Here is a 19,595-nt window from a genome sequence, read left to right as displayed (position 1 = left end):
GCCGACCCCGGCACCTGGATTCCAGCACCCGGACACCCGTGCCCGGAGGGCGGGCCGCCTGCCGCGGGCGTGCGGCGCGGGAATAGTGTGCGTCCATGATCTCGCAATCGCCCCTCCTCACCGTGGCCGACGGTGTGCACATCTGGTCCCCCACCCCGAGCGCCGGATGGGGGCTGGCCAACTGCGGCCTGATCGTCTCGCCCGACGGCGCCGCCGCCTGGATCGACACCCCCTACGACCGGCGGATGGCCGGTGACTTCCTGGAACGCAGCCGGGCCCTGCTGCCCGGCGGGTCCCGGATCGAGCGAGTGATCGTCACCCATGCCAACGGCGACCATCTTTGGGGCGCGGAGGTCGTACCGGACGCGGAGATCGTCGCCACCCGCGAGGCACTCGGCCATATCGAGTACGAGCCCTCGCCGCAGCAGTTGCACGCCCTGGTGCACGGCAGCGATCCGGCGACCCCGCTCGGCTGGTATCTCCAGCGCCACTTCGGACGGTTCGACTGGTCCGGCACCGAGGTGGTCGAGCCGACGCTCACCTTCGTGGGCGAACTCGACCTGCGGGTGGGCCAGGTGCCGGTGCGGCTGTTCAGTCTGCCGTCCGCACATACCGCGGGCGATCTGGTGGCGTATCTGCCGCGGCAGAAGGTGGCGTTCACCGGCGATGTCATCTTCGCCTCCGGCCCCCAGGACCCCGGCGACCACGCGGTGCACTGGGCGGGCCCGCTGGACAATGTGATCGCGGCGTGCGAGCGGGTGCTCGCGACCGGGGCCGAGGTGATCGTCCCCGGCCATGGGCCGGTCCTCGACCGGGAGGGGGTCCGCGGCCACATCGGCTATCTGGAGCATCTGCGGGACCGCACCCGGACGCTGCACACGGCGGGGGTCCCGGCTCTGGAGGCCGCCCGCACCCTCATCGCGGAGAACACCTATCCGGCGCTGGGCCTCCCCGAGCGGCTGGTGATCACGGTGGGCTCGGAGTACCGGCATCTGAACGGCACGGACGAGGCGGCGGATCTCGTGGCCACCATGGCCGACCTCGCCCAGGTCGCGTGGGAGCGGCGCGAGGGCGCGCCCACCGCCTCGGCCTGACGGCACCCACGGCGGAACGCGGGGGGACGGGGGCCGCGGACGGCGACCGGGGCCGGTCGACGGCGACCGGGGCCCGGTCCGTACAGGCCGGTGTCACCGCGGGGCGCGTTCCGCGTCCGGAAGATCCTGCTCGGTCCAGATGATCTTGCCGTTCCTGGTGTAGCGGGTGCCCCAGCGCTGGACCATCTGGGCGACGAGGAACAGCCCGCGTCCGCCCTCGTCGGTGGTGGCCGCCCGGCGCAGATGCGGTGCGGTGGTGCTGCCGTCGGCGACCTCGCAGATCAGCGCGCGGTTGTGCATCAGCCGCAGCCGCACGGGGCCGACCGCGTGCCGGATGGCGTTGCCGAGCAGCTCGCTGACCACCAGCTCGGTGGTGAAGGCGGCCTCCTCCAGGTTCCAGTCGGCCAGGGTGCGGGCGACGGCCGCCCGCATCCGGGCCACGACCTCCGGGTCCGGCGGCAGCTCCCAGGAGGCCACCCGGCGCTCGTCCAGCACGGTGGTACGGGCGATGAGCAGGCAGACGTCGTCGGTACGGCGCGGCGACAACAGGGCTGCCATCACGGCGTCGCAGGCCCGCTCCGGGTCGGGGTCGGCATCGGTGAGGGCGTCACGGAGCTGGTCGAGCCCGGCCATGAGGTCCCGTTCGCGGTCCCGGACCAGCCCATCGGTGTAGAGGACGAGGCGGCTGCCCTCGGGCAGATGGGTCTCGGCCGCCTCGTAGAGCCGGCCGCCGAGTCCCAGCGGCGGTCCGGCGGGCAGGTCGAGGAAGGTCACGGAGCCGTCGGGGTGGACCACGGCCGGGGGCGGATGACCGGCCCGCGCCAGGGTGCAGTGCCGGGAGACCGGGTCGTAGACCGCGTACAGACAGGTGGCCCCCGCCGCCCCGACGCCGCCGTTGACGGCGGTGTCCTCCCGGTCGACCTGGTCGACCACGTCGTCGAGCCGGGCGAGCAGCTCATCGGGGGGAAGGTCCACGACGGAGAAGTTGAGCACGGCGGTGCGCAGCCGGCCCATGGTCGCGGCGGCATGCAGCCCGTGGCCGACGACATCGCCGACGACGAGGGCGACCCGGGCCCCCGACAGGGGGATGACGTCGAACCAGTCGCCTCGCACCCCGCCGGGGGCGGGCAGATAGCGCTGGGCGGCGACGACGGCCTGCTGTTCGGGGCGACCGCGCGGCAGCAGGCTCTCCTGGAGGGCCAGTGTGGTGGCGTGCTCGCGCGCGTAGCGGCGGGCGTTGTCGATGGCGACGGCCGCCTGGCCGGCCAGCTCCTCGGCGAAGGTCCGGTCCTCCTCGTCGAACGGCGGGGCGTCCCCCGAGCGCCAGAACGCCACCTGGCCCAGCCGGACGCCACGCCCGCTGAGCGGCACGGTCAGCAGCGAGCGGATGCCGTACGCCACCAGCCACCCCAGCCGCTCCGGCTCCTGCGGCACCCAGTCGGGGTAGGACGGCAGTTGCTCCACGGGGAACACCCGCGCCTGGCCGGTGCCGCCGGCCCGCTGGGTGACGGGGAAGGCGGAGACATGCTCACCGACCCGGCGCAGCGGGGGGTCCTGCCGGATACCGCTGAAGGCGGCCCGGCGCAACGGCGAGTCGCGGTCGCCCGGCTCCTCGCCGCGCAGTACGGCCTCATGCAGATCGACGGTGGCGTAGTCGGCGAAGCGCGGCACGGCTACCCGGGCCAGTTCCTGGGCGGTCCCCTCCATGTCGAGGCTGCTGCCCACCCGGACACCGGCCTCGTACAGGAGTTGGAGGCGTGCGTAGGCCCGGTCGGCCTTGTCCGTCAGGGCACGCAGCTCGGTGGTGTCCCGCAGGGTGGCGACGCTTCCCCAGGGCTGTCCGTCGCGTTCCGCCGGGCGCTGGTTGACCGCCAGCAGCCGGTCCCCGACCTGATACACCGCGTCGGTGGCCGGACGGCCGGAGGCGAGCAGCCCGGCGAGCTCCGGGGGCAGGCCGGCGTCGGTGATCTGCCGTCCGTGCGCGTCGGGCGTGAGGCCCAGCAGATGCAGCGCCTCGTCGTTGGCCAGCAGCAGCAGCCCCTCGTCGTCGATGATCAGGACTCCCTCCCTGACGCTGCGCAGCACGGCGTCGTGGTGTTCGTACATCCTGGTGATCTCGGCGGGGCCGAGCCGGTGGGTCTGGCGCCGCAGCCGCCTGGCCACCAGTGCCGCACCGCCCCCGCCCAGGACGAGGGCGAGCGCGGTGGAGCCGTAGATCATCGGCAGTTGGCGGCCGACCGTCCGGGACACGGAGGGGATGGAGACCCCGGCGTTGACGATGCCGATCACCCGGCCCCGGGCGTCGGTGACCGGCACGGCGGCACGGATCGAGGGGGCCGAGCGGGTGATGCCCGGGACCCTGTCGGTGAAGGTCCGGCCCGCCGTGGCCGGATAGAGGCCGCGGTCGATGCGCTTGCCGATCAGCTTCGGATTCGGATGGGTCCAGCGGATGCCCCGGGGGGAGGTGACCACGATGTAGTCGACGTCGGTCCGGTGCCGGACCTTCTCGACATAGGGCTGGAGGGTGGTGGAGGGGTTGCGGGACTCCAGCGCCCGCTGGACGCCGGGGGCCAGGGCGACGGTCCGCGCGACGGTCAGGGCACTGGTCCGGGCCTGGCTGTCCCCGCTGCCGCGGGCCTGGAGGGACAGCGTGGCACCCGCGGCGAGCACCAGGAGCGTCACGATGATCAGCATCAGGGCGCACACCTGCCCGCCGACACTGCGCGAGCCCAGCGCCGAGCGCACCTTCACAAGCTCTGTCTAGCGCATATCCCCCGGTCGCACACCCGGTGGCGGCCGGGGCGGGGTATCGGCGGTCACAGATTGATCATGTGTCCGGCGAGCCCGTGGACGGCCTCCTTCACCGCCTCGCTGAGGGTCGGATGGGCGTGGACGTTGCGGGCCACCTCGTGCGCCGTCAGATCCCACTGCTGGGCGAGGGTGAGCTCGGGCAGCAGCTCGGTGACCTCGGGGCCGATGAGATGGCCGCCCAGCAGCTCGCCGTGGCGGCCGTCGCCGATGAGCTTCACGAAGCCGACCGGGTCGCCGAGGCCCTGGGCCTTTCCATTGGCGGTGAACGGGAACTTCGCCACCCGGACGTCGAAGCCGCGCTCCCGCGCCTGGGTCTCGGTCCAGCCGAAGCTGGCGATCTGCGGCTGGCAGAAGGTGGCGCGCGGGATCATCACATAGTCGAGCTCCATGGTCTCGGCCCCGGCGATGGTCTCCGCCGCGACGATGCCCATGGCCTCGGCGGCGTGCGCCAGCATCAGCTTGGCGGTGACATCACCGATGGCGAAGATGTGCGGCACATTGGTGCGGCAGCGGCCGTCCACGTCGATGGCGGCCCGCTCGGTCAGCCGGACGCCGGTGTGTTCCAGCCCGTATCCGTCCACCCGCGGCCGGAATCCGATGGCCTGGAGCACCCGGGCGGCTTGCAGGGTCTGCCGCTGGCCGCCCGTGGTCACCATGACCTTGACCGCGGGGCCCGTGTCGTTGATCGCCTCCACCCGGGTGGAGGTCAGGATGTTCATGCCGAGCCTGCGGAAGCGACGGGTGAGCTCGGCGGAGACCTCCTCGTCCTCCAAGGGCACGATCCGGTCCATGAACTCCACCAGCGTCACCTGCACCCCGTAGCTGTGCATGATGTAGGCGAACTCCACGCCGATGGCGCCCGCGCCCGCGATCAGGACGCTGCCGGGCAGGGTGGGGGCGAGGATCTGCTCCTCGTAGGTCACCACCCGCTCGCTGAGGGAGGTGCCGGGCAGCAGATTGGTGAGCGAGCCCGTGGCGATGACGCAGTGGCCGAAGGTGACCGTCTCCGTGTCACCGCCGGTGAGGGTGACCCGCAGTTCGTGGGGCCCGGTGAAGGTGCCCCGCCCGTCGTACTGGGTGATCTTGTTCTTCTTCATCAGATAGTGGACGCCCTTGACCCGTCCGTCGGCCACCTTGCGGCTGCGCTCGAACGCGTCGCGGTAGTCCACGGTCACCTCGCCGTTCACCCGGATGCCGAAGGTCTCGGCCTCATGGATGAACAGATGGGCCAGCTCGGCGTTGCGCAGCAGGGCCTTGGACGGGATGCAGCCCACGTTCAGACAGACGCCGCCCCAGTAGCGTTCCTCGACGACGGCCGTGGTCAGGCCCAACTGGGCGGCGCGGATCGCGGCGACATAGCCACCCGGGCCGGCTCCCAGAACCACCACGTCGAAATGTGCGCTCATGCGTCGCACCTTAGACATTAGAGTCGGGGTATGGCTTCAGACGAGGGGTCCGTACGGGTGGACAGTTGGATCTGGTCCGTGCGGCTGACCAAGACGCGCTCCATGGCGTCCTCGGCCTGCCGCGCGGGGCACGTCCGGGTCAACGGCGAGCGCGTCAAGCCCGCGCAGCCGGTGCGGCCCGGGGACGAGGTGCGGCTGCGCCATGCGGGGCGCGACCGGGTCGTGGTCGTCTCGCGCATCGTGCGCAAGCGGGTCGGCGCGCCGGTGGCCGCGGAGTGCTTCGTCGACAACAGCCCGCCTCCGCCGCCGCGCGAGCACACCGTGCCGATCGGGCTGCGCGACCGCGGGGCGGGCCGCCCCACCAAGCGCGACCGGCGCGAGATGGAGCGGCTGCGCGGTACGCCCGGCGACCTCGGCTGAGAGCCGGTCGGTGCGCCGGGATCCGGTCGGTCCGCCGTAGGGCCGGTCAGTCCACCGTGATGTGTACGGGGCCGCCGTGTGCGTCGGCCCCGGCGATCCAGTCGGCGGGCAGGTGGAACGGCCGGCCCGGCGCCACCGTGCGGGGAAGCCGCCCGCGGTGCAGCGTCCGGCCGTCCTGGCCGACGGTGAGCACCGGCCGGGTCAGGAACCGCGTGGTGCGCAGGGTGAACGGGCCGCGCGGCGGGCGGGGCCCGTCCGGGGCGATCCGGTTGGGCGAGACCCACAGCAGTGGCGCCTCGACCCGCACCGGCAGCGCACCGGGAGTCCACGGCCGGCCGGCCAGATGGCGCAGCACGGGCCCGGCGGCCAACCGGCCGTCGAGGGCGGCGATGTCGGCGGTCTCCACGGGGTGCAGCACATTGCCCACGGCGAAGACCCCGGGTTCGCCGGTGCGGAACTCGGCGTCGGCGGCCGGGCCGCGGGTGCCGGGGTCGAGGGCGATCCCGGCGCTTCTGGCCAGTTCGTGGTCGGGGATCCAGTCGCCGGTGAAGACCACGGTGTCGCAGGCGACGGCCGCCGTCCTGCCGTCCCGGTGCCGCAGTCGCACGCTCTCCAGCCGCCCTCGGCCGGTCAGTTCGGCCACGGTGGCGTCGGTGACCAGCGGAAGGCCATAACGCAGCCGGGTGCCGAAGTGGCGCGCCGGATGGGTCTGGTGGCGGGGCTGGTCGGTGACCATGGCGGCGACCTCGGCCCCGGCCCGGCGCAGGGTGGCCACCGCGGAGTAGCTGACGCGTTCCGCGCCGACGATGACGGCGCGTCGGCCCACGTTCTGCTGGTGCAGATGGACGGCCTGCTGGAGCTGGCCGGTGGTGAGGACACCCGCCGGCCGGGTGCCGGGCACCAGCCGGGCGCTGCGCGGGCGTTCCCGGGCACCGGTGGCCAGGACGACGGCCGTGGCGGTGATCCGCTCCAGGCCCGTCGGGCCGGTGATGTCCACGGTCCTTAGGCCCGCCCAGCCCGTGGCCGTGACCGAGGTGCGCAGCACCGCTCCGGCGCGGATGGCGGCGGCGATGTGATGGCGGGCGTAGTCGGGGCCGGTCAGCACCCGGCGCAGATCGCGCAGCCCGAATCCGGTGTGGTGGCAGTGGCGGGGGATGCCGCCCGCGTGCTGCTCGCGGTCGAGGACCTCGACCCGCTCCACCCCGGCGGCGGCCAGCCGCTCGGCGAGCGCGAGCCCGGCCGGTCCGGCCCCGATGACCAGCACGTCGACGGTGCGGTGGGTACGGTCGGTGGGGGTCATCGCCGGGCCTCCGTCCGGTCCTGGGCCGCGGTGGCCGCGTCGAACTGGGCGCGCACCGCGGCGCCGCAGAAGAATCCCTGGCAGCGTCCGCCGAGGGCCCGGGTGCGGCGCCGGAGGCCGTCCAGCGAGCCCGGTGGCACGGTGGCGGTCAGCGCGTCGCGGATCTCGCCTTGGGTGACGCGTTCGCAGTGGCAGACCACGGTGCCGTACGCGGGGTCGGCGGCGATGAGATCGGCGCGCTGGTAGGGGCGTGGGAACGCCTCGCCGATGGTGGGCATCCGCACGGGCTCGATCTCCCGCTCGGGCCCGGGGTCCAGACCGCATTCGGTGAGCAGCTCCGCCACATGTGCGGCGATCGCCATCGAGGCGGTGAGTCCGGTGGACCGGATGCCGCCCACGGCGACATACCGCCGGCCGGGGTCGGCGTGGATCTGGAAGTCGCCGTGCTCGGTGGCGGCGCGCAGCCCGGCGTAGACCGCGGTGACCTCCTCCGCCAGCAGCTCCGGCATGATGCGCGCGCCCTTCTCCCGGAGCGAGGCCAGTCCGTCCGCGGTCGATCCGGTGGCGGTCTTGTCGCCGAGGTCCTCGGCGGTGGGGCCGAGCGTCACATTGCCGTACACGGTCGGCGCCACCAGGACGCCCTTGCCGAGTGCGGTGGGGACCGGCAGCAGGATGTGGTCCACCAGGCCGCGGGCGAACTTGTCGAAGACGATCAACTGGCCGCGGCGCGGGGTCACGGTGAACTCCTCGTGGCCGAGCCGCCGGTTGATCTCGTCCGAGTACAGCCCCGCGGCGTTGACCAGATGACGGGTGCGCAGCACCCCGCGCGGGGTGGCGATCTCGTGGTGGTCCTCGCCGGTGGTGATGGCCCCGGCCGGGCAGTTCAGATGCAGGGCGACGCCCGCGCGCACCGCCTGGGTGGCGTAGGCGAGTGTCGTCGTCCAGGGGCAGATGATGCTCTCCCCGGGGACTTCGAGCGCGCCGAGGGCGCCCGGTCCCAGATTGGGTTCGCGGGCGTAGACCGCGTCCGCGTCGAGGATGCTCGTCTCGTCGTAGCCGTTGCGCACGGCCTTCTCGGCGAGTGACGGCAGTGCGGCGAGCTGTTCGGCGTCCCAGGCGACGAGGAGCGCGCCGAGCGGTTCCAGCGGGATGCCGGTCTCGGCGGCGTAGGCGGTCAGCCGCTGGTAGCCCTCGCGCACCAGACGGGCCTCCAGGGTGCCCGGGGTGGCGTCGAAACCGGTGTGCAGGATCGCGGTGTTGGCCTTGGAGGTGCCGTTCCCGACGTCGTCGGACGCCTCGAGGAGGGCGATCCGCAGCCGGTGGCGGGCCAGTTCGCGGGCGATGGCGGTGCCGACCATGCCGGCGCCGATGATGGCCACGTCGTAGACCTCGCCGGGGAGGTCACCCGTGGTCGTGACGGTCATTGTGGTCCCTTGCTCGGTGGTGCGAACGGCTCCTGGTGCACGGCGGTCGTCAAAGGGGTGTCCTCAACGGATGTCCTCAGCGGGGTCCTCAGTCGTGGGCGGCGGCCGTCGGCGCCTGGTCCAGCAGCGCGGCCACGGCCGAACGGAAGCCGGCCAGGCGCTCGGCGGCCCGCTCCGCGCTGATCCGCGGTTCGTAGACGGCGGCGGGCTCCCACGCCGGGACCGCCTCCTCGACGGTGAGGCCCGGGTCGAGCCCCAGCCGCGCGGCGGCGCCCACACCCAGCGCCGTGACATCCGGCAGCGCCGACACCTCCACCGGCCGTTGCAGCAGATCGGCCTGGGTCTGCATCAGCAACGCCGAGCGGGTCAGCCCCCCGTCGACCCGCAGGACGGTCAGCGGCGCGCCCAGGTCGGAGGCTGCCGCCTCGGCGATCTCCACCACCTGCGCGGCGATGCCCTCGCACAGAGCACGCACCAGATGCCCGGCGGTGGTGTCCAGGCCGAGCCCGGTCAGCGAGCCCTTGAGGTCGCCGCGCCACCATGGCGCCGCGAGTCCGGCGAGCGCCGGTACGAAGGTGACTCCCCCGGTGTCGGGCACGGTCCCGCCGACCGGATCGAGGTCCTGGGGCCCCTGGATCACCCCCAGGTCGCCGAGCCAGCGCACCGCGGAGGCGGCGGTGTACACCTGGCCGTCCAGGCAGTAGCTGGTGCGCCCGCCGAACCGCCAGGCCACACAGGAGACCAGGCCATGGGGGCCGCGCCGGGGCCGGTCCCCGGTCTGGGCGAGGAGGAAGGCGCCGGTGCCGAAGGTGCACTTGGCGGTGCCCGGCTCGGTCACCCGCTGCGCCAGCAGGGCGGCCTGCTGGTCGACGAGGAGCCCGGTGAGCGGGACTTCGCCGCCGAAGGCCGTGGTGGTGCCGACGGGCCCGGCGGCGTCGACGACGCGCGGCAGCCGTTCGGCGGTCAGCCCGTAGAGGTCCAGTGCCTTCGGGGACCAGGCGACACGGTCGAGGTCGAGCAGCCCGGTGCGCCCTGCGGTGGCGGCGTCGGTGACGAACGCCCCGGTGAGCCGGTGGACCAGCCAGACGTCGCTGGTGGTGACCACGCCCTCGCCGGTCAGATGGCGCCGGATCCACGCCATCTTGGGCGCCGCGAAATACGGATCGAGCGGCAGTCCGGTGAGTTCGCGCAGGGTCTCGGCGTGCGGCGCGAGCTGTTCGCACACCGTCAGGGCCCGCCGGTCCTGCCAGACCAGCGCGTCGGTCAGCGGGTCGCCCGTGACGGGATCCCAGGCCAGCACGGTCTCGCCCTGATTGGCCAGCCCGACCGCCACGACCGGCTCCCCCGCTGCCGCGAGCGCCTGGCGGCCGGCCTCGAGGACCGAGGTGAGCAACGCGGCCGGATCGACCTCGACCAGTCCGCCGGGCAGATGGCGGGGGCGCACGGAGACCTCGGCGGAGCCGATCACCCCGCGCTCGGGACAGAGCACCAGCGCCTTGGTGCCCGAGGTGCCTTGGTCGACGGCGAGGACCGGACCGGTCGCGGGGTCGGCCGGGGTGCGGTGGCGACGCTCTCTGGGCAGCATGTCCGGTTCTTCGCTCGGGACGGGTGGATCGCTTCGGGTCGGGGAACAGTGCGCGGAGATCTTGCCGGAAAGCCTGGTGCAGTCGCGGGGCGGGCGTCAAGACGGCCGATCCGGGCACACCCCGTGGTCCCCCGTGACCGGGTCACCTCGGCGGGACTATAGGATCCCTGCAACCATCCCCCAGGCCCCTCGCTCTCCGCGTCCGGTACGTCAGCTCCGTACGAAAGTCATCCGATGCCCGAGGAAGAGTTCCGCCCCGTGTACCACCCCGCGGGGCATGACGGCGGACTGCGCATCGCGCTACAGGACCTGCGCACCGGACGCTGGATATCGATGCGCAATCTGCTCGCGGAGACTCCCACCTGGACGCTGTGGACCCAGCGCACCCAGGTGCTGGCCACGGCCGCCGCCGGATCCACTGTGGTGGACGCGTGGCGGGCCGAGGAGCCGCAGAGCGTGGCGGCGCTGGTGATGGGCACCCGGGTGGGGGTGGAACGGGCGGTGCGCGCACACCGCGAGGGACATCCCCGCACCCGGGAGCTGTGGCGGGAGGCGTGGCAGTCCTGCCAGTTGGCCGCGCACCACTCCCCGGCGGACCCGGTGCCGTGGGTGTGTCTGCTGGCCCTGGCCCAACTGGACAAGGAGCAGCGGCAGGAGGAGCACCGGGTGCCCCCGCCCGGTCCGCTGCTGTTCCCCGGGCCCTGGGGGCTGCTGGCGGAGGCCGACCGGCGCGATCCGTACAACCGCGAGGCGTACCACCGGATGCTCCAGTTCGTGTACGCCCGGCGGGCCGGGGGTTCGCTGGCCGAGGCGGTCAACTTCGTGCAGTGGGTGTCCTCGGGTGCGCCGGGGGAGTCCGCGCTCCAGGTGCTGCCGTTGTATGTGCATGTCGAGCGGTACCGCGAGGAGCGGGGCTACGAGAAGGCGCTCGACCTGCACTGGGCCACCGAGGACGCCACCCGGGACGCCCAGAAGGCGCTGCACGGCTGGTTCGACCACGCCGATCTCACGACGAGTTCACTGCTGGATCTCAACCATCTGGCGCACGCCCTGTGGGGCGCGCTGCGATTCTCCGACGCGGCCCGCGTCTTCGATGCGCTGGGCCCGTACTTCACCCCGCTCCCCTGGGCCTACCGCACCTCCGACCCCACCGACCGCGCCATGGCTGAAGAAATGTTTCTTCGCGCCCGGGTCCGCTCGCTGGCCGGCGCCCGCGGGCCAAGACCGGGGGCCAACGGCTGAACCGGGGGCCTCCCCGGCATTTCCGACCACCGCTCCCCATCCGCCCTTCCGCCAATTCGATTTCCCGCCCGTACCACCACCCTCGCCCGCCCCAGCATTCGGGAGGTACATTCATGTCCACGGCATGGTCGAGTTCGGGTCCCGCTCCCCAACGGGACGACGAACAGCGGCTGCGTGAGCTCGGCTATCAACCCGTATTGGCCCGCCGTATGGGCGGGTTCGGCAATTTCGCCATCAGTTTCTCGGTCATCTCCATTCTCTCCGGCTGCATGACGCTGTACGGCTTCGGGCTGGACACCGGAGGCCCCGCGGTCATGATGTGGGGCTGGGCCGGGGTGGGGCTCTTCGTCCTGTGCGTCGGGCTCGCCCTGGCCGAGGTGACCAGCGCTTATCCCACCTCGGGGGCGCTGTACTACATGGCCGACCGGCTGGGCGGACGGAGCTGGGGCTGGTATACCGGCTGGCTCAATCTGCTGGGGCTGCTCGGGGCCATCGCCGGAATCGACTACGGCGCCGCCCTGTTCACCGGCGCGCTCTTCAACCTCCAGTGGGGATTCGATCCCACACCGGAATCGACCATGGTCATCTTCGTCTGCATTCTGCTGCTGCACGCGGCGCTGAATCTGTTCGGGGTGCGGCTGGTCAGCGTGCTCAACTCGGTCAGTGTGTGGTGGCATCTGGCCGGTGTCGCCGTCATCGTCGGCGCGCTGGCGATCGTGCCCTCCCACCACCAGTCGCCCGAATTCGTCTTCACCGAATTCGTCAATAACACCGGCTGGTCGAATCCGCTGTACGTGGGCGCGATAGGACTGCTGCTCGCCCAGTACACCTTCTCCGGCTACGACGCCTCCGCGCATCTGTCCGAGGAGACCTCCAACGCCTCCGTCTTCGCCGCCCGGGGGATCGTCCGCGCCATCTGGGTGTCCTGGGTCGCCGGGTTCGTGCTGCTGGCCGGGCTCACCTTCGCCATCCAGGACTACGCCGGTACGCAGAAGAGCGCCACCGGAGTGCCCCCGGCGCAGATCCTGATCGACGCCCTGGGGACGAGCGGCGCCACCGCGATGCTGCTCATCGTCATCGTGGCGCAGCTCTTCTGCGGAAACGCCGAGGTGGCGGCGGCCAGCCGGATGGTGTTCGCCTTCAGCCGGGACGGCGCGCTGCCCGGCTCACGGCTGTGGCAGCGGGTCAGCTCCCGTACTCAGACGCCGGTGCACGCGGTCTGGCTGTCGGTGGCGGTCGCATGTGTGCTGGCCCTGCCGTCCCTGTACTCCGAGACGGCCTATGGCGCGGTGACCGCCATCAACGTCATCGGGATCACCCCCGCCTACGCCATCCCCATCTTCCTGCGGCTGCGCGCCGGGGACCGGTTCCAGCCGGGCCCCTGGCACCTGGGCCGCTGGAGCAAACCGGTGGGCTGGATCGCGGTGGTGTGGGTGGCCGTGGTGACGGTGCTGTTCTGTCTGCCGCAGTCCAGCCCGGTGACGGCCGACTCGATGAACTACGCCTCGATCGCCCTGGCCGTGGTGCTGCTGCTGGCCACCATCTGGTGGTTCGTGGCCCGCCGCTCGTACAACACGCCCTCCGCGTACGGCACGGCGCGCGAACAGGCGGAGATCGCCGAGGGCATCGTCTGAAGAGGTCCGTCCGGAACCGGGGTGCGAAGGGATTCCGCACCCCGGTTCCGCGCGTTCGGACTCATCCGGAGCGACGCAGCGACGCGGCCGGGGGCCGCTCGCGGCCCGCGCCGTAGGCGAGGAAGTACGCGGGCCCCCGCTTCAGCCAGGGCGCCTTGGTGAGCACCTGGGTCAGCCGCAGCGGCTGCCCCGCGAGAGCCGGTGAACGCCCCTGGAGCAGCGGCTCGATGACCCGTGCGTGGGCGATCCGCTGAAGCATCTGCGTCCCGGCGGCGGTCGGCCACCGCCGGTTCTGGATGGCGCGTACGTCGGCGAGGCCCACGGTGCCCTTCCGCAGCGGCCCGGCCAGATGGCGGGCGGCGGCGACCGCGTCCTCGACGGCGAGGTTGATGCCGATCCCGAACACGGGCGACATCGCGTGGGCCGCGTCCCCGATGCACAGCAGCCCGGGGCGGTGCCAGCGGCGGAGCCGGTCCATCCGGACGTCCAGCAGCTTGATCTCGTCCCAGGACCGCGGGCGGGGCTCGCGGTCCGCCACACCCTGCCGTATCCACGGCGTGGCCTCGGCGAACGAGGCGAGGAACTGGTCCAGGGGCTGGGCGCGCCAGGCGTCGTCGGCCCCCTTGGGGATCAGGGCGGCGCACTGCCAGTAGTCCCCGCGGTCGATCATGGCCGTGAGATAGCGTTCACCGGCGTTGCCCACCAGCCCCCGCGGGTCGCGCTCCTCGCGCGGCAGCCGGAACCACCAGACGTCCATCGGGCAGGGGAACTCCCGCAGCCCCAGCTCGGGCAGGACCCGGGCGAGCGACCCCCGGCCGTCGCAGGCCACGGTGAGGGTGGCGCGCAGCTCGCCGGTGGAGCCGGAGACGCGGTCGCGGTAGCGCACTCCGGTGACCCGTCCACGCTCCATGAGGAAGGAGGTCACCTCGGTGTTCATCCGCAACTGGAAGGTGGGCTCCCGCTTGGCCTCGTCCGCCAGCAGATCGAGCAGATCCCACTGCGGCACCATCGCGACGTAGTTGTACTTCCCCGGCAGCGAGCTGATGTCGCCGACCGTGAACAGATCACCGTCCCGTCCGATGGGCAGTTGGACGGAGTGCACATGCCGCTGTGGCAGGGCCGCGAACCGCTCGGCGAGACCCAGGTCGTCAAGGAGCCGCAGAGTGCTGGGATGGACCGTGTCGCCACGGAAGTCGCGCAGGAAGTCCCCGTGTTTCTCCAGGACGGTGACCTCCACCCCGGCCCTCGCCAGCAGCAGTCCGAGGACCATCCCGGCGGGCCCACCGCCCACCACACAGCATGTGGTCCGCTCCATCTCACGGCTCCCTTCGACGTCCCCGAGGCCATGGGCACCCTCTCAGGAGGAATTACCCCGTGGCGGCACGCCACACCGGCCCCGCGTATGCGCCCGATCACGATCGGCTTGAATCCTCCCGGGCCCGCGTCCGTATCCCCGCGTGATGGTGTGGGGCGCATAAGGAGGTCTGTATGGCAGCCGAACCCGATCCGGACCGACCGGCCGGGCGCGAGGTGCTCGAGCCGACCGCGATCTTCCGTGCGACGCCGGAGTACGACGACGACTCGGAGCGGCCGGTCGAGGGGTGGATGGAGGAACTCGACCTCTTCCGGCCGCCGGGCACCGAACTCCCGCCCGAGGCGCCGCCCATGGCGGATGCGGACACCCAGGAGATTTCGGGCGGTCCGGCCGCGGCCGACGCCTGGCCGGTTCAGGGGGCACCTGCCGAGCCGCGCCGTCCGGCCGAGCCCCCCGCCCCGGCCGGGCGGCGCTACCCCAGGGCCGCCCTGCTGGTGCTGGCCGGACTCGGCGCGGGGGTCGCCCTCTCGCTGGTGGTGATGGTGCCCCGGGACTCGGCGTCCGGTGCGGCCGATGGCGGCGCGTCGGCCACGCCGACGGCGCCCGCGACCTCCGCCGCGCCCGGGACGCCGAGCGCGCCCGCCTCGCAGCCGCCGGACGACGGGCTACCGCCGCCGGGCGATCCGGGCGATGTGCTGACCCTCGGGGACACCGGCCCGGAGGTGACCGAGCTCCAGAAGCGTCTGCTGCGGATTCCGAACGTGTATCAGGACGGGCCGGTCAACGGGCAGTACGACCAGAGCCTGGCCCAGGCCGTCTCCCGGTTCCAGGTGTGGTACGGGATCCGGGGCGACGCGAACGGGGTGTACGGGTCCGCCACGCGGCAGCAGTTGGAGTCCCGCACCTGACCGACCGTTCAACCGTCGGCCGGGATGATCAGACGGCGCCGAAGACCTGGGTCCAGTACGTGCCCGCGCGGCTTCCGGTGGCGTGGCCGACGCCGATATGGGTGAAGTCGGGCTTCAGGATGTTGGCGCGATGGCCCGGGCTGTTCATCCAGCCGCGTACCACCTCCGCCGGGGAGCGCTGGCCGCATGCGATGTTCTCGCCGATGCCGCGGTGCGTGGCGCCGGCGGTCCGCGCCCGGTCCCAGGGCTGACCTCCTTCGGGGCCGGTGTGGGAGTAGAAGTCGCGGGCCACCATGTCGTCGCTGTGCGCCTGCGCGGCGGCCGTGAGCCGGGGGTCCGGGGCGAGCGGTGCCAGCCGGGCGGCGGCGCGCTCCGCGTTGGTGAGGGCGATGACCTCCGAGGCCAGGCGCAGCAGCCCGTCCGGGGTGAACGGCCTGGTCCATACCGCCGTCCAGTAGACGTCCCCGGTGGTGGGGCCGTCGGCCCGGCCGATGCCCAGGTGGACGAATTCCGGATCGTGGAACGGGCCCCGGCGCTCGTCGCCTTCGAGGCAGTAGTCCACGAACTCCCGCGGGGTGCGCGGCCCGGAGACGATGTGCTCGGCGATGGTCAGCGGGGTGTATCCATGCGCGGCGATCCGTTGGAAGAGCGCTATGCCGTCCGGGGTCTCCAGCGCCAGCGCACCATGGGCGGCCATGGCACGGGCGTGCGCCTCGGCGGCGGCGGTCAGCCGTCCGTCGAGGGCCATGGGGGCGGCTCCGGCCCGTGCCCGCGCCGCGTTCACCACCTCCAGGGCGTGCCGTGCGGCCCCGTCGACGGGTCCCGGAGCGGGCGGCGCGGGAGGCGCGAGAGGCACGGAAGGCGCGGCCCCGGCCCGGGTGGGCGGCGCGGGCGGCGGGGCGCCGTCGTCGGCGACATCGACGCCGAAGTCCCGCGCCACACCGGCCAGTCCGTCGGCGTAGCCCTGGCCGATCGCCCGCACCTTCCATCCGCCGCCGCGGCGGTAGATCTCGGCGAGCAGCAGCACCGTCTCCGCCGAGGGGCGCGGCGGGGCGAACCGGGCCAGCGGCGCGCCCCGTTCGTCCAGCACGCTCAGCACGGGCGCCGGCAGCCGCCCGAGCGGGGTGCCCGGGTCGGCGGGGCTGATGACGAGGGTGACCCGGGCGGCGCCTGGCCGCAGCCCCCGGGGCCGCAGGGTGACGGTGTCGCCGTCCAGCCGGGCGCCGGGCGCGGTGGGCTGGTTGAAGAAGACGAAGTCGCCGTCACCCGCGACCTTGCCGTCCTCGCCGGTGATCAGCGCGGACAGGTCGAACGGGCCCGGCACCCGGATGGTCAGCGCGCCGTCGGGCAGCGCCTGGTTTCCGCCGGGCACCAACTCGCCCATGTCCGCTCCTCACCGCCGCGTATCCGGAGGCAACGCGCCATGAAGGCAACGGCCGGGCGCACCCGGCGGTTCCGGCGGTGTGCTCCCGGCGGTTCCGCGGTGTGCTCCCGGCCGTTCCGGCGGTGGGGCCCGGTCGTCAGACCGGCACCGCGACGTACTTGTACTCCAGGAACTCGTCGATACCGACGCGGCCGCCCTCGCGTCCGAGCCCGGACTGCTTGACCCCGCCGAAGGGGGCCGCCGGGTTGGAGACCAGACCGGTGTTGAGGCCGACCATGCCGACCTCGAGCCGCTCGCTCACCCGCAGCGAACGGCTCAGATCCTGGGTGAACACATAGCCCACCAGACCCCATTCGGTGCTGTTGGCGGTGGCGACGACCTCGTCCTCGTCGTCGAAGGTGAGAACGGCCGCGACCGGTCCGAAGATCTCGGTACCCATCAGCCGGCTGGCCGGGGAGACGCCGGTGAGCACCGTGGGCGGGTAGAAGCAGCCGGGTCCCTCGGGGGTGCTGCCGCCGACCAGGACCTCGGCGCCGCGCGCCACGGCGTCCGCGACCAGCTCCTCGACCTTGGTACGGCCGGCCTGGTCGATGAGCGGCCCGACGTCGACACCGGGCCGGCTGCCGGGGCCGACCTCCAGCGCGCCCATGCGGCGGGCGAGCCGGTCGGCGAACTCGGCCGCGACGGAGGAGTGGACGAAGAACCGGTTGGCCGCCGTGCACGCCTCGCCCATGTTGCGCATCTTGGCGGTCATGGCGCCCTCGACCGCGGCATCGAGGTCGGCGTCCTCGAAGACGATGAAGGGGGCGTTGCCGCCCAGTTCCATGGAGGTGCGGACCACCGCGGGCGCGCACTGGGCGAGCAGGGTGCGGCCGACCTGGGTGGAGCCGGTGAAGGAGAGCTTGCGGACGTGTCCGCCGGTCAGCAGCGGCTCCACGACCTCGCCCGCGCGGGAGGTGGTGACCACGTTGAGCACCCCGGCCGGAAGCCCCGCCTCCGCCAGGATGCCGGCCAGCGCGAGGCTGGACAGCGGGGTCTGCGGGGCGGGCTTGAGCACCATGGTGCAGCCCGCGGCGATGGCCGGGCCGATCTTGCGGGTGCCCATGGCCAGCGGGAAGTTCCACGGCGTGACGAGCAGACAGGGGCCGACCGGGCGGCGCATCAGCAGCATGCGGTTCCTGCCGTCGGGCAGCGTGGAGAACCCGCCCTCGATGCGTACGGCCTCTTCGGAGAACCAGCGGAAGAACTCCGCGGCGTAGGCCGCCTCGCCCCGCGCCTCGGCCAGCGGTTTGCCCATCTCGGCGGTCATCAGCGCGGCGAGCGCGTCGGCCCGCTCCATGATCAGCTCATAGGCGCGGCGCAGGATCTCGCTGCGCGCGCGGGGCGCGGTGGCCGCCCACTTCTCCTGGGCGTCCTCGGCGGCGGTCAGGGCGCGCTGCCCGTCGGCGGGGGCGGCGTCGGCGACCTCGCACAGCACCTCACCGGTGGCCGGGTCGTCGACCGGCATGGTCTGCCCGCCGGCCGCGTCGGACCACGACCCGGCGATGTAGAGCTGCTTGGGCACCGCCGCGAGGACCTCGGCGGCCGAGGGGTACGAGGGGGTGGACATAGGGGCAATCTCCTTCGTGACCGCCGCCGGTCCGAGGGGTTCGGACCGGCGGGCGGATCGGGCTCCCGTCGGGCGTTATGCGGTGCGCGTCAGGAGTCCGCTGTTCCGGCGCTGACGGCGGCGGACCAGGCGCGCAGACCCTCGTCGATCGCCGCTTCGTCGACGACGAGGGCGGGGATCATCCGGACCACATGGTTCCAGGCCCCGCACAGGAGCAGCAACAGTCCTTCGTCCACGGCGGCGCGCTGCACCCGGGCCGCGGTCGCCGGGTCCGGCTCGCCGTCCTCGGTGACGAACTCGCTGGCCAGCATGAGGCCGAGGCCGCGCACATCGCCGATGGCCGGGGTCTTGGCGGCCACGTCCTCCAGACCGCTGCGCAGCCGTGCCCCCATGGCCTTGGCGTTGGCCACCAGGTTCTCCTCGCGGACCACGTCGAGGGTGGCGGCGGCGGCCGCGCAGGCCACGGCGTTGGCCCCGTAGGTGCCGCCCTGGGAGCCGGGCCATGCCTTGCTCATCAGCTCCTCGGAGGCGGCGATGCCGGACAGCGGGAAGCCGCTGGCCAGCCCCTTGGCGGTGACCAGGATGTCGGGGCGGATGCCGAAGTGGTCATGGCCCCAGAACCGTCCGGTACGGCCCACCCCGGTCTGCACCTCGTCCAGGATCAGCAGGAAGCCATGGCGGTCGGCCCGCTCCCGCAGGCCCTGGAGGAAGCCCTCGGTGGCGGGTACGTAGCCGCCCTCGCCGAGCACCGGCTCGACGATGATCGCGGCGGTGTCGTCGGGCGGGGAGATGGTCTGGAGGACGTAGTCCAGCTCCCGCAGGGCGAACCGGGTCGCGGTCTCCTCGTCCCAGCCGTACCGGTAGGCCGTGGGGAACGGGGTCACCACGACGCCGCTCATCAGGGGCGAGAAGCCGGAGCGGAAGCGGGTACCGGAGGTGGTCATGGAGGCGGCGGCCACGGTGCGGCCGTGGAATCCGCCGTGGCAGACCAGGACGTTGGGCCGGCCGGTGGCCTGGCGGGCGAGGCGCAGGGCCGACTCGACTGCCTCGCTGCCGGAGTTGGAGAAGAACAGACTGTCGAGGCCGGTGGGAAGCACCTCGCCCAGCTTCTCGACCAGCCGCCGCAGCGGTGGGTGCATGACGGTCGTGTACTGGCCGTGGATGAGCGTGCCCACCTGCTCCTGCGCGGCGGCGACGACCCGCGGATGGCAGTGTCCGGTGCTGGTGACGCCGATGCCCGCGGTGAAGTCGAGGTATCGCCGCCCGTCCTCGCCGTCGATGTAGGCGCCCTCTCCTCGGACGGCGACCACCGGAGTGGCCTGACGGAGCTGCGGCGACAGATTGGTCATGTTCTCTCCCACACGCACAGGTCGGCGATGCGCTCGGACACTTCGAGGGTGAGGGGGCGCACCCGGTCAGGACAATGATCACTGTGTCGCGGGGTGGTGATCGGTATGGACGAT

The 19,595-nt window shown here is 72.9% G+C and carries 14 protein-coding genes; 5 read left to right on the top strand and 9 right to left on the bottom strand.

Annotated features, from left to right (window positions below):
* Window positions 1–95 precede the first annotated feature (95 nt).
* Complete coding sequence (locus ACK1X7_RS44100; RefSeq protein WP_385113951.1) at window positions 96–1,094, top strand: MBL fold metallo-hydrolase; 999 nt, start codon at window positions 96–98, stop codon at window positions 1,092–1,094.
* Between the two features lie 93 nt (window positions 1,095–1,187).
* On the opposite strand, the gene ACK1X7_RS44095 is transcribed toward ACK1X7_RS44100, so the two are convergent.
* Both ACK1X7_RS44095 and lpdA read right to left on the bottom strand, forming a co-directional pair.
* A complete protein-coding gene (locus ACK1X7_RS44095; RefSeq protein ID WP_413116612.1) occupies window positions 1,188–3,845 on the bottom strand; it encodes a SpoIIE family protein phosphatase in 2,658 nt (885 codons plus the stop codon).
* A 65-nt stretch (window positions 3,846–3,910) separates the two neighbouring features.
* Window positions 3,911–5,311, bottom strand: a complete 1,401-nt coding sequence (lpdA, locus tag ACK1X7_RS44090) for a dihydrolipoyl dehydrogenase (protein WP_413116611.1) — start codon at window positions 5,309–5,311, stop codon at window positions 3,911–3,913.
* A gap of 30 nt (window positions 5,312–5,341) precedes the next feature.
* Here lpdA and ACK1X7_RS44085 point away from each other — a divergent pair, with 30 nt between their 5' ends.
* Entirely contained in the window at window positions 5,342–5,731 is a 390-nt protein-coding gene (locus ACK1X7_RS44085) for an RNA-binding S4 domain-containing protein (protein WP_361507848.1), read from the top strand.
* Between the two features lie 46 nt (window positions 5,732–5,777).
* On the opposite strand, the gene ACK1X7_RS44080 is transcribed toward ACK1X7_RS44085, so the two are convergent.
* The 3 genes from ACK1X7_RS44080 to ACK1X7_RS44070 form a co-directional block, all read right to left on the bottom strand.
* Window positions 5,778–7,031: an NAD(P)/FAD-dependent oxidoreductase gene (locus ACK1X7_RS44080; RefSeq protein WP_413116610.1), complete on the bottom strand. Its 1,254-nt coding sequence runs from the start codon at window positions 7,029–7,031 to the stop codon at window positions 5,778–5,780.
* A complete protein-coding gene (locus tag ACK1X7_RS44075; RefSeq protein WP_413116609.1) occupies window positions 7,028–8,455 on the bottom strand; it encodes an NAD(P)/FAD-dependent oxidoreductase in 1,428 nt (475 codons plus the stop codon). Before ACK1X7_RS44075 ends, ACK1X7_RS44080 begins: the two co-directional genes overlap by 4 nt.
* Window positions 8,456–8,543: 88 nt before the next feature.
* Window positions 8,544–10,040, bottom strand: coding sequence for an FGGY family carbohydrate kinase (locus tag ACK1X7_RS44070; protein WP_413116608.1), 1,497 nt, complete (start codon window positions 10,038–10,040; stop codon window positions 8,544–8,546).
* A gap of 234 nt (window positions 10,041–10,274) precedes the next feature.
* Between ACK1X7_RS44070 and ACK1X7_RS44065 the strand changes: the two genes are divergently transcribed.
* Together ACK1X7_RS44065 and ACK1X7_RS44060 are read left to right on the top strand one after the other, a co-directional pair.
* A complete protein-coding gene (locus ACK1X7_RS44065; protein ID WP_385147592.1) occupies window positions 10,275–11,282 on the top strand; it encodes a hypothetical protein in 1,008 nt (335 codons plus the stop codon).
* A gap of 113 nt (window positions 11,283–11,395) precedes the next feature.
* Entirely contained in the window at window positions 11,396–12,916 is a 1,521-nt protein-coding gene (locus tag ACK1X7_RS44060) for an amino acid permease (RefSeq protein ID WP_385147595.1), read from the top strand.
* A gap of 61 nt (window positions 12,917–12,977) precedes the next feature.
* On the opposite strand, the gene ACK1X7_RS44055 is transcribed toward ACK1X7_RS44060, so the two are convergent.
* Window positions 12,978–14,231, bottom strand: a complete 1,254-nt coding sequence (locus ACK1X7_RS44055) for an FAD-dependent oxidoreductase (RefSeq protein ID WP_385147598.1) — start codon at window positions 14,229–14,231, stop codon at window positions 12,978–12,980.
* A 173-nt stretch (window positions 14,232–14,404) separates the two neighbouring features.
* Between ACK1X7_RS44055 and ACK1X7_RS44050 the strand changes: the two genes are divergently transcribed.
* Entirely contained in the window at window positions 14,405–15,139 is a 735-nt protein-coding gene (locus ACK1X7_RS44050) for a peptidoglycan-binding domain-containing protein (protein ID WP_413116607.1), read from the top strand.
* Between the two features lie 28 nt (window positions 15,140–15,167).
* Here ACK1X7_RS44050 and ACK1X7_RS44045 read toward each other — a convergent pair whose 3' ends face one another.
* The 3 genes from ACK1X7_RS44045 to ACK1X7_RS44035 form a co-directional block, all read right to left on the bottom strand.
* A complete protein-coding gene (locus ACK1X7_RS44045) occupies window positions 15,168–16,523 on the bottom strand; it encodes a CAP domain-containing protein (protein WP_385147603.1) in 1,356 nt (451 codons plus the stop codon).
* Between the two features lie 136 nt (window positions 16,524–16,659).
* Window positions 16,660–18,132: an NAD-dependent succinate-semialdehyde dehydrogenase gene (locus ACK1X7_RS44040; RefSeq protein ID WP_385147606.1), complete on the bottom strand. Its 1,473-nt coding sequence runs from the start codon at window positions 18,130–18,132 to the stop codon at window positions 16,660–16,662.
* Between the two features lie 89 nt (window positions 18,133–18,221).
* Complete coding sequence (locus tag ACK1X7_RS44035) at window positions 18,222–19,481, bottom strand: aspartate aminotransferase family protein (RefSeq protein ID WP_382948560.1); 1,260 nt, start codon at window positions 19,479–19,481, stop codon at window positions 18,222–18,224.
* Between the last annotated feature and the right edge of the window lie 114 nt (window positions 19,482–19,595).

This window comes from Streptomyces sp. CY-1 (assembly GCF_047218265.1).
Classification (GTDB): domain Bacteria; phylum Actinomycetota; class Actinomycetes; order Streptomycetales; family Streptomycetaceae; genus Streptomyces; species Streptomyces niphimycinicus.
Note: the sequence above shows the minus strand (reverse complement) of the source record. Positions and strands in the feature narration are given on the sequence as shown.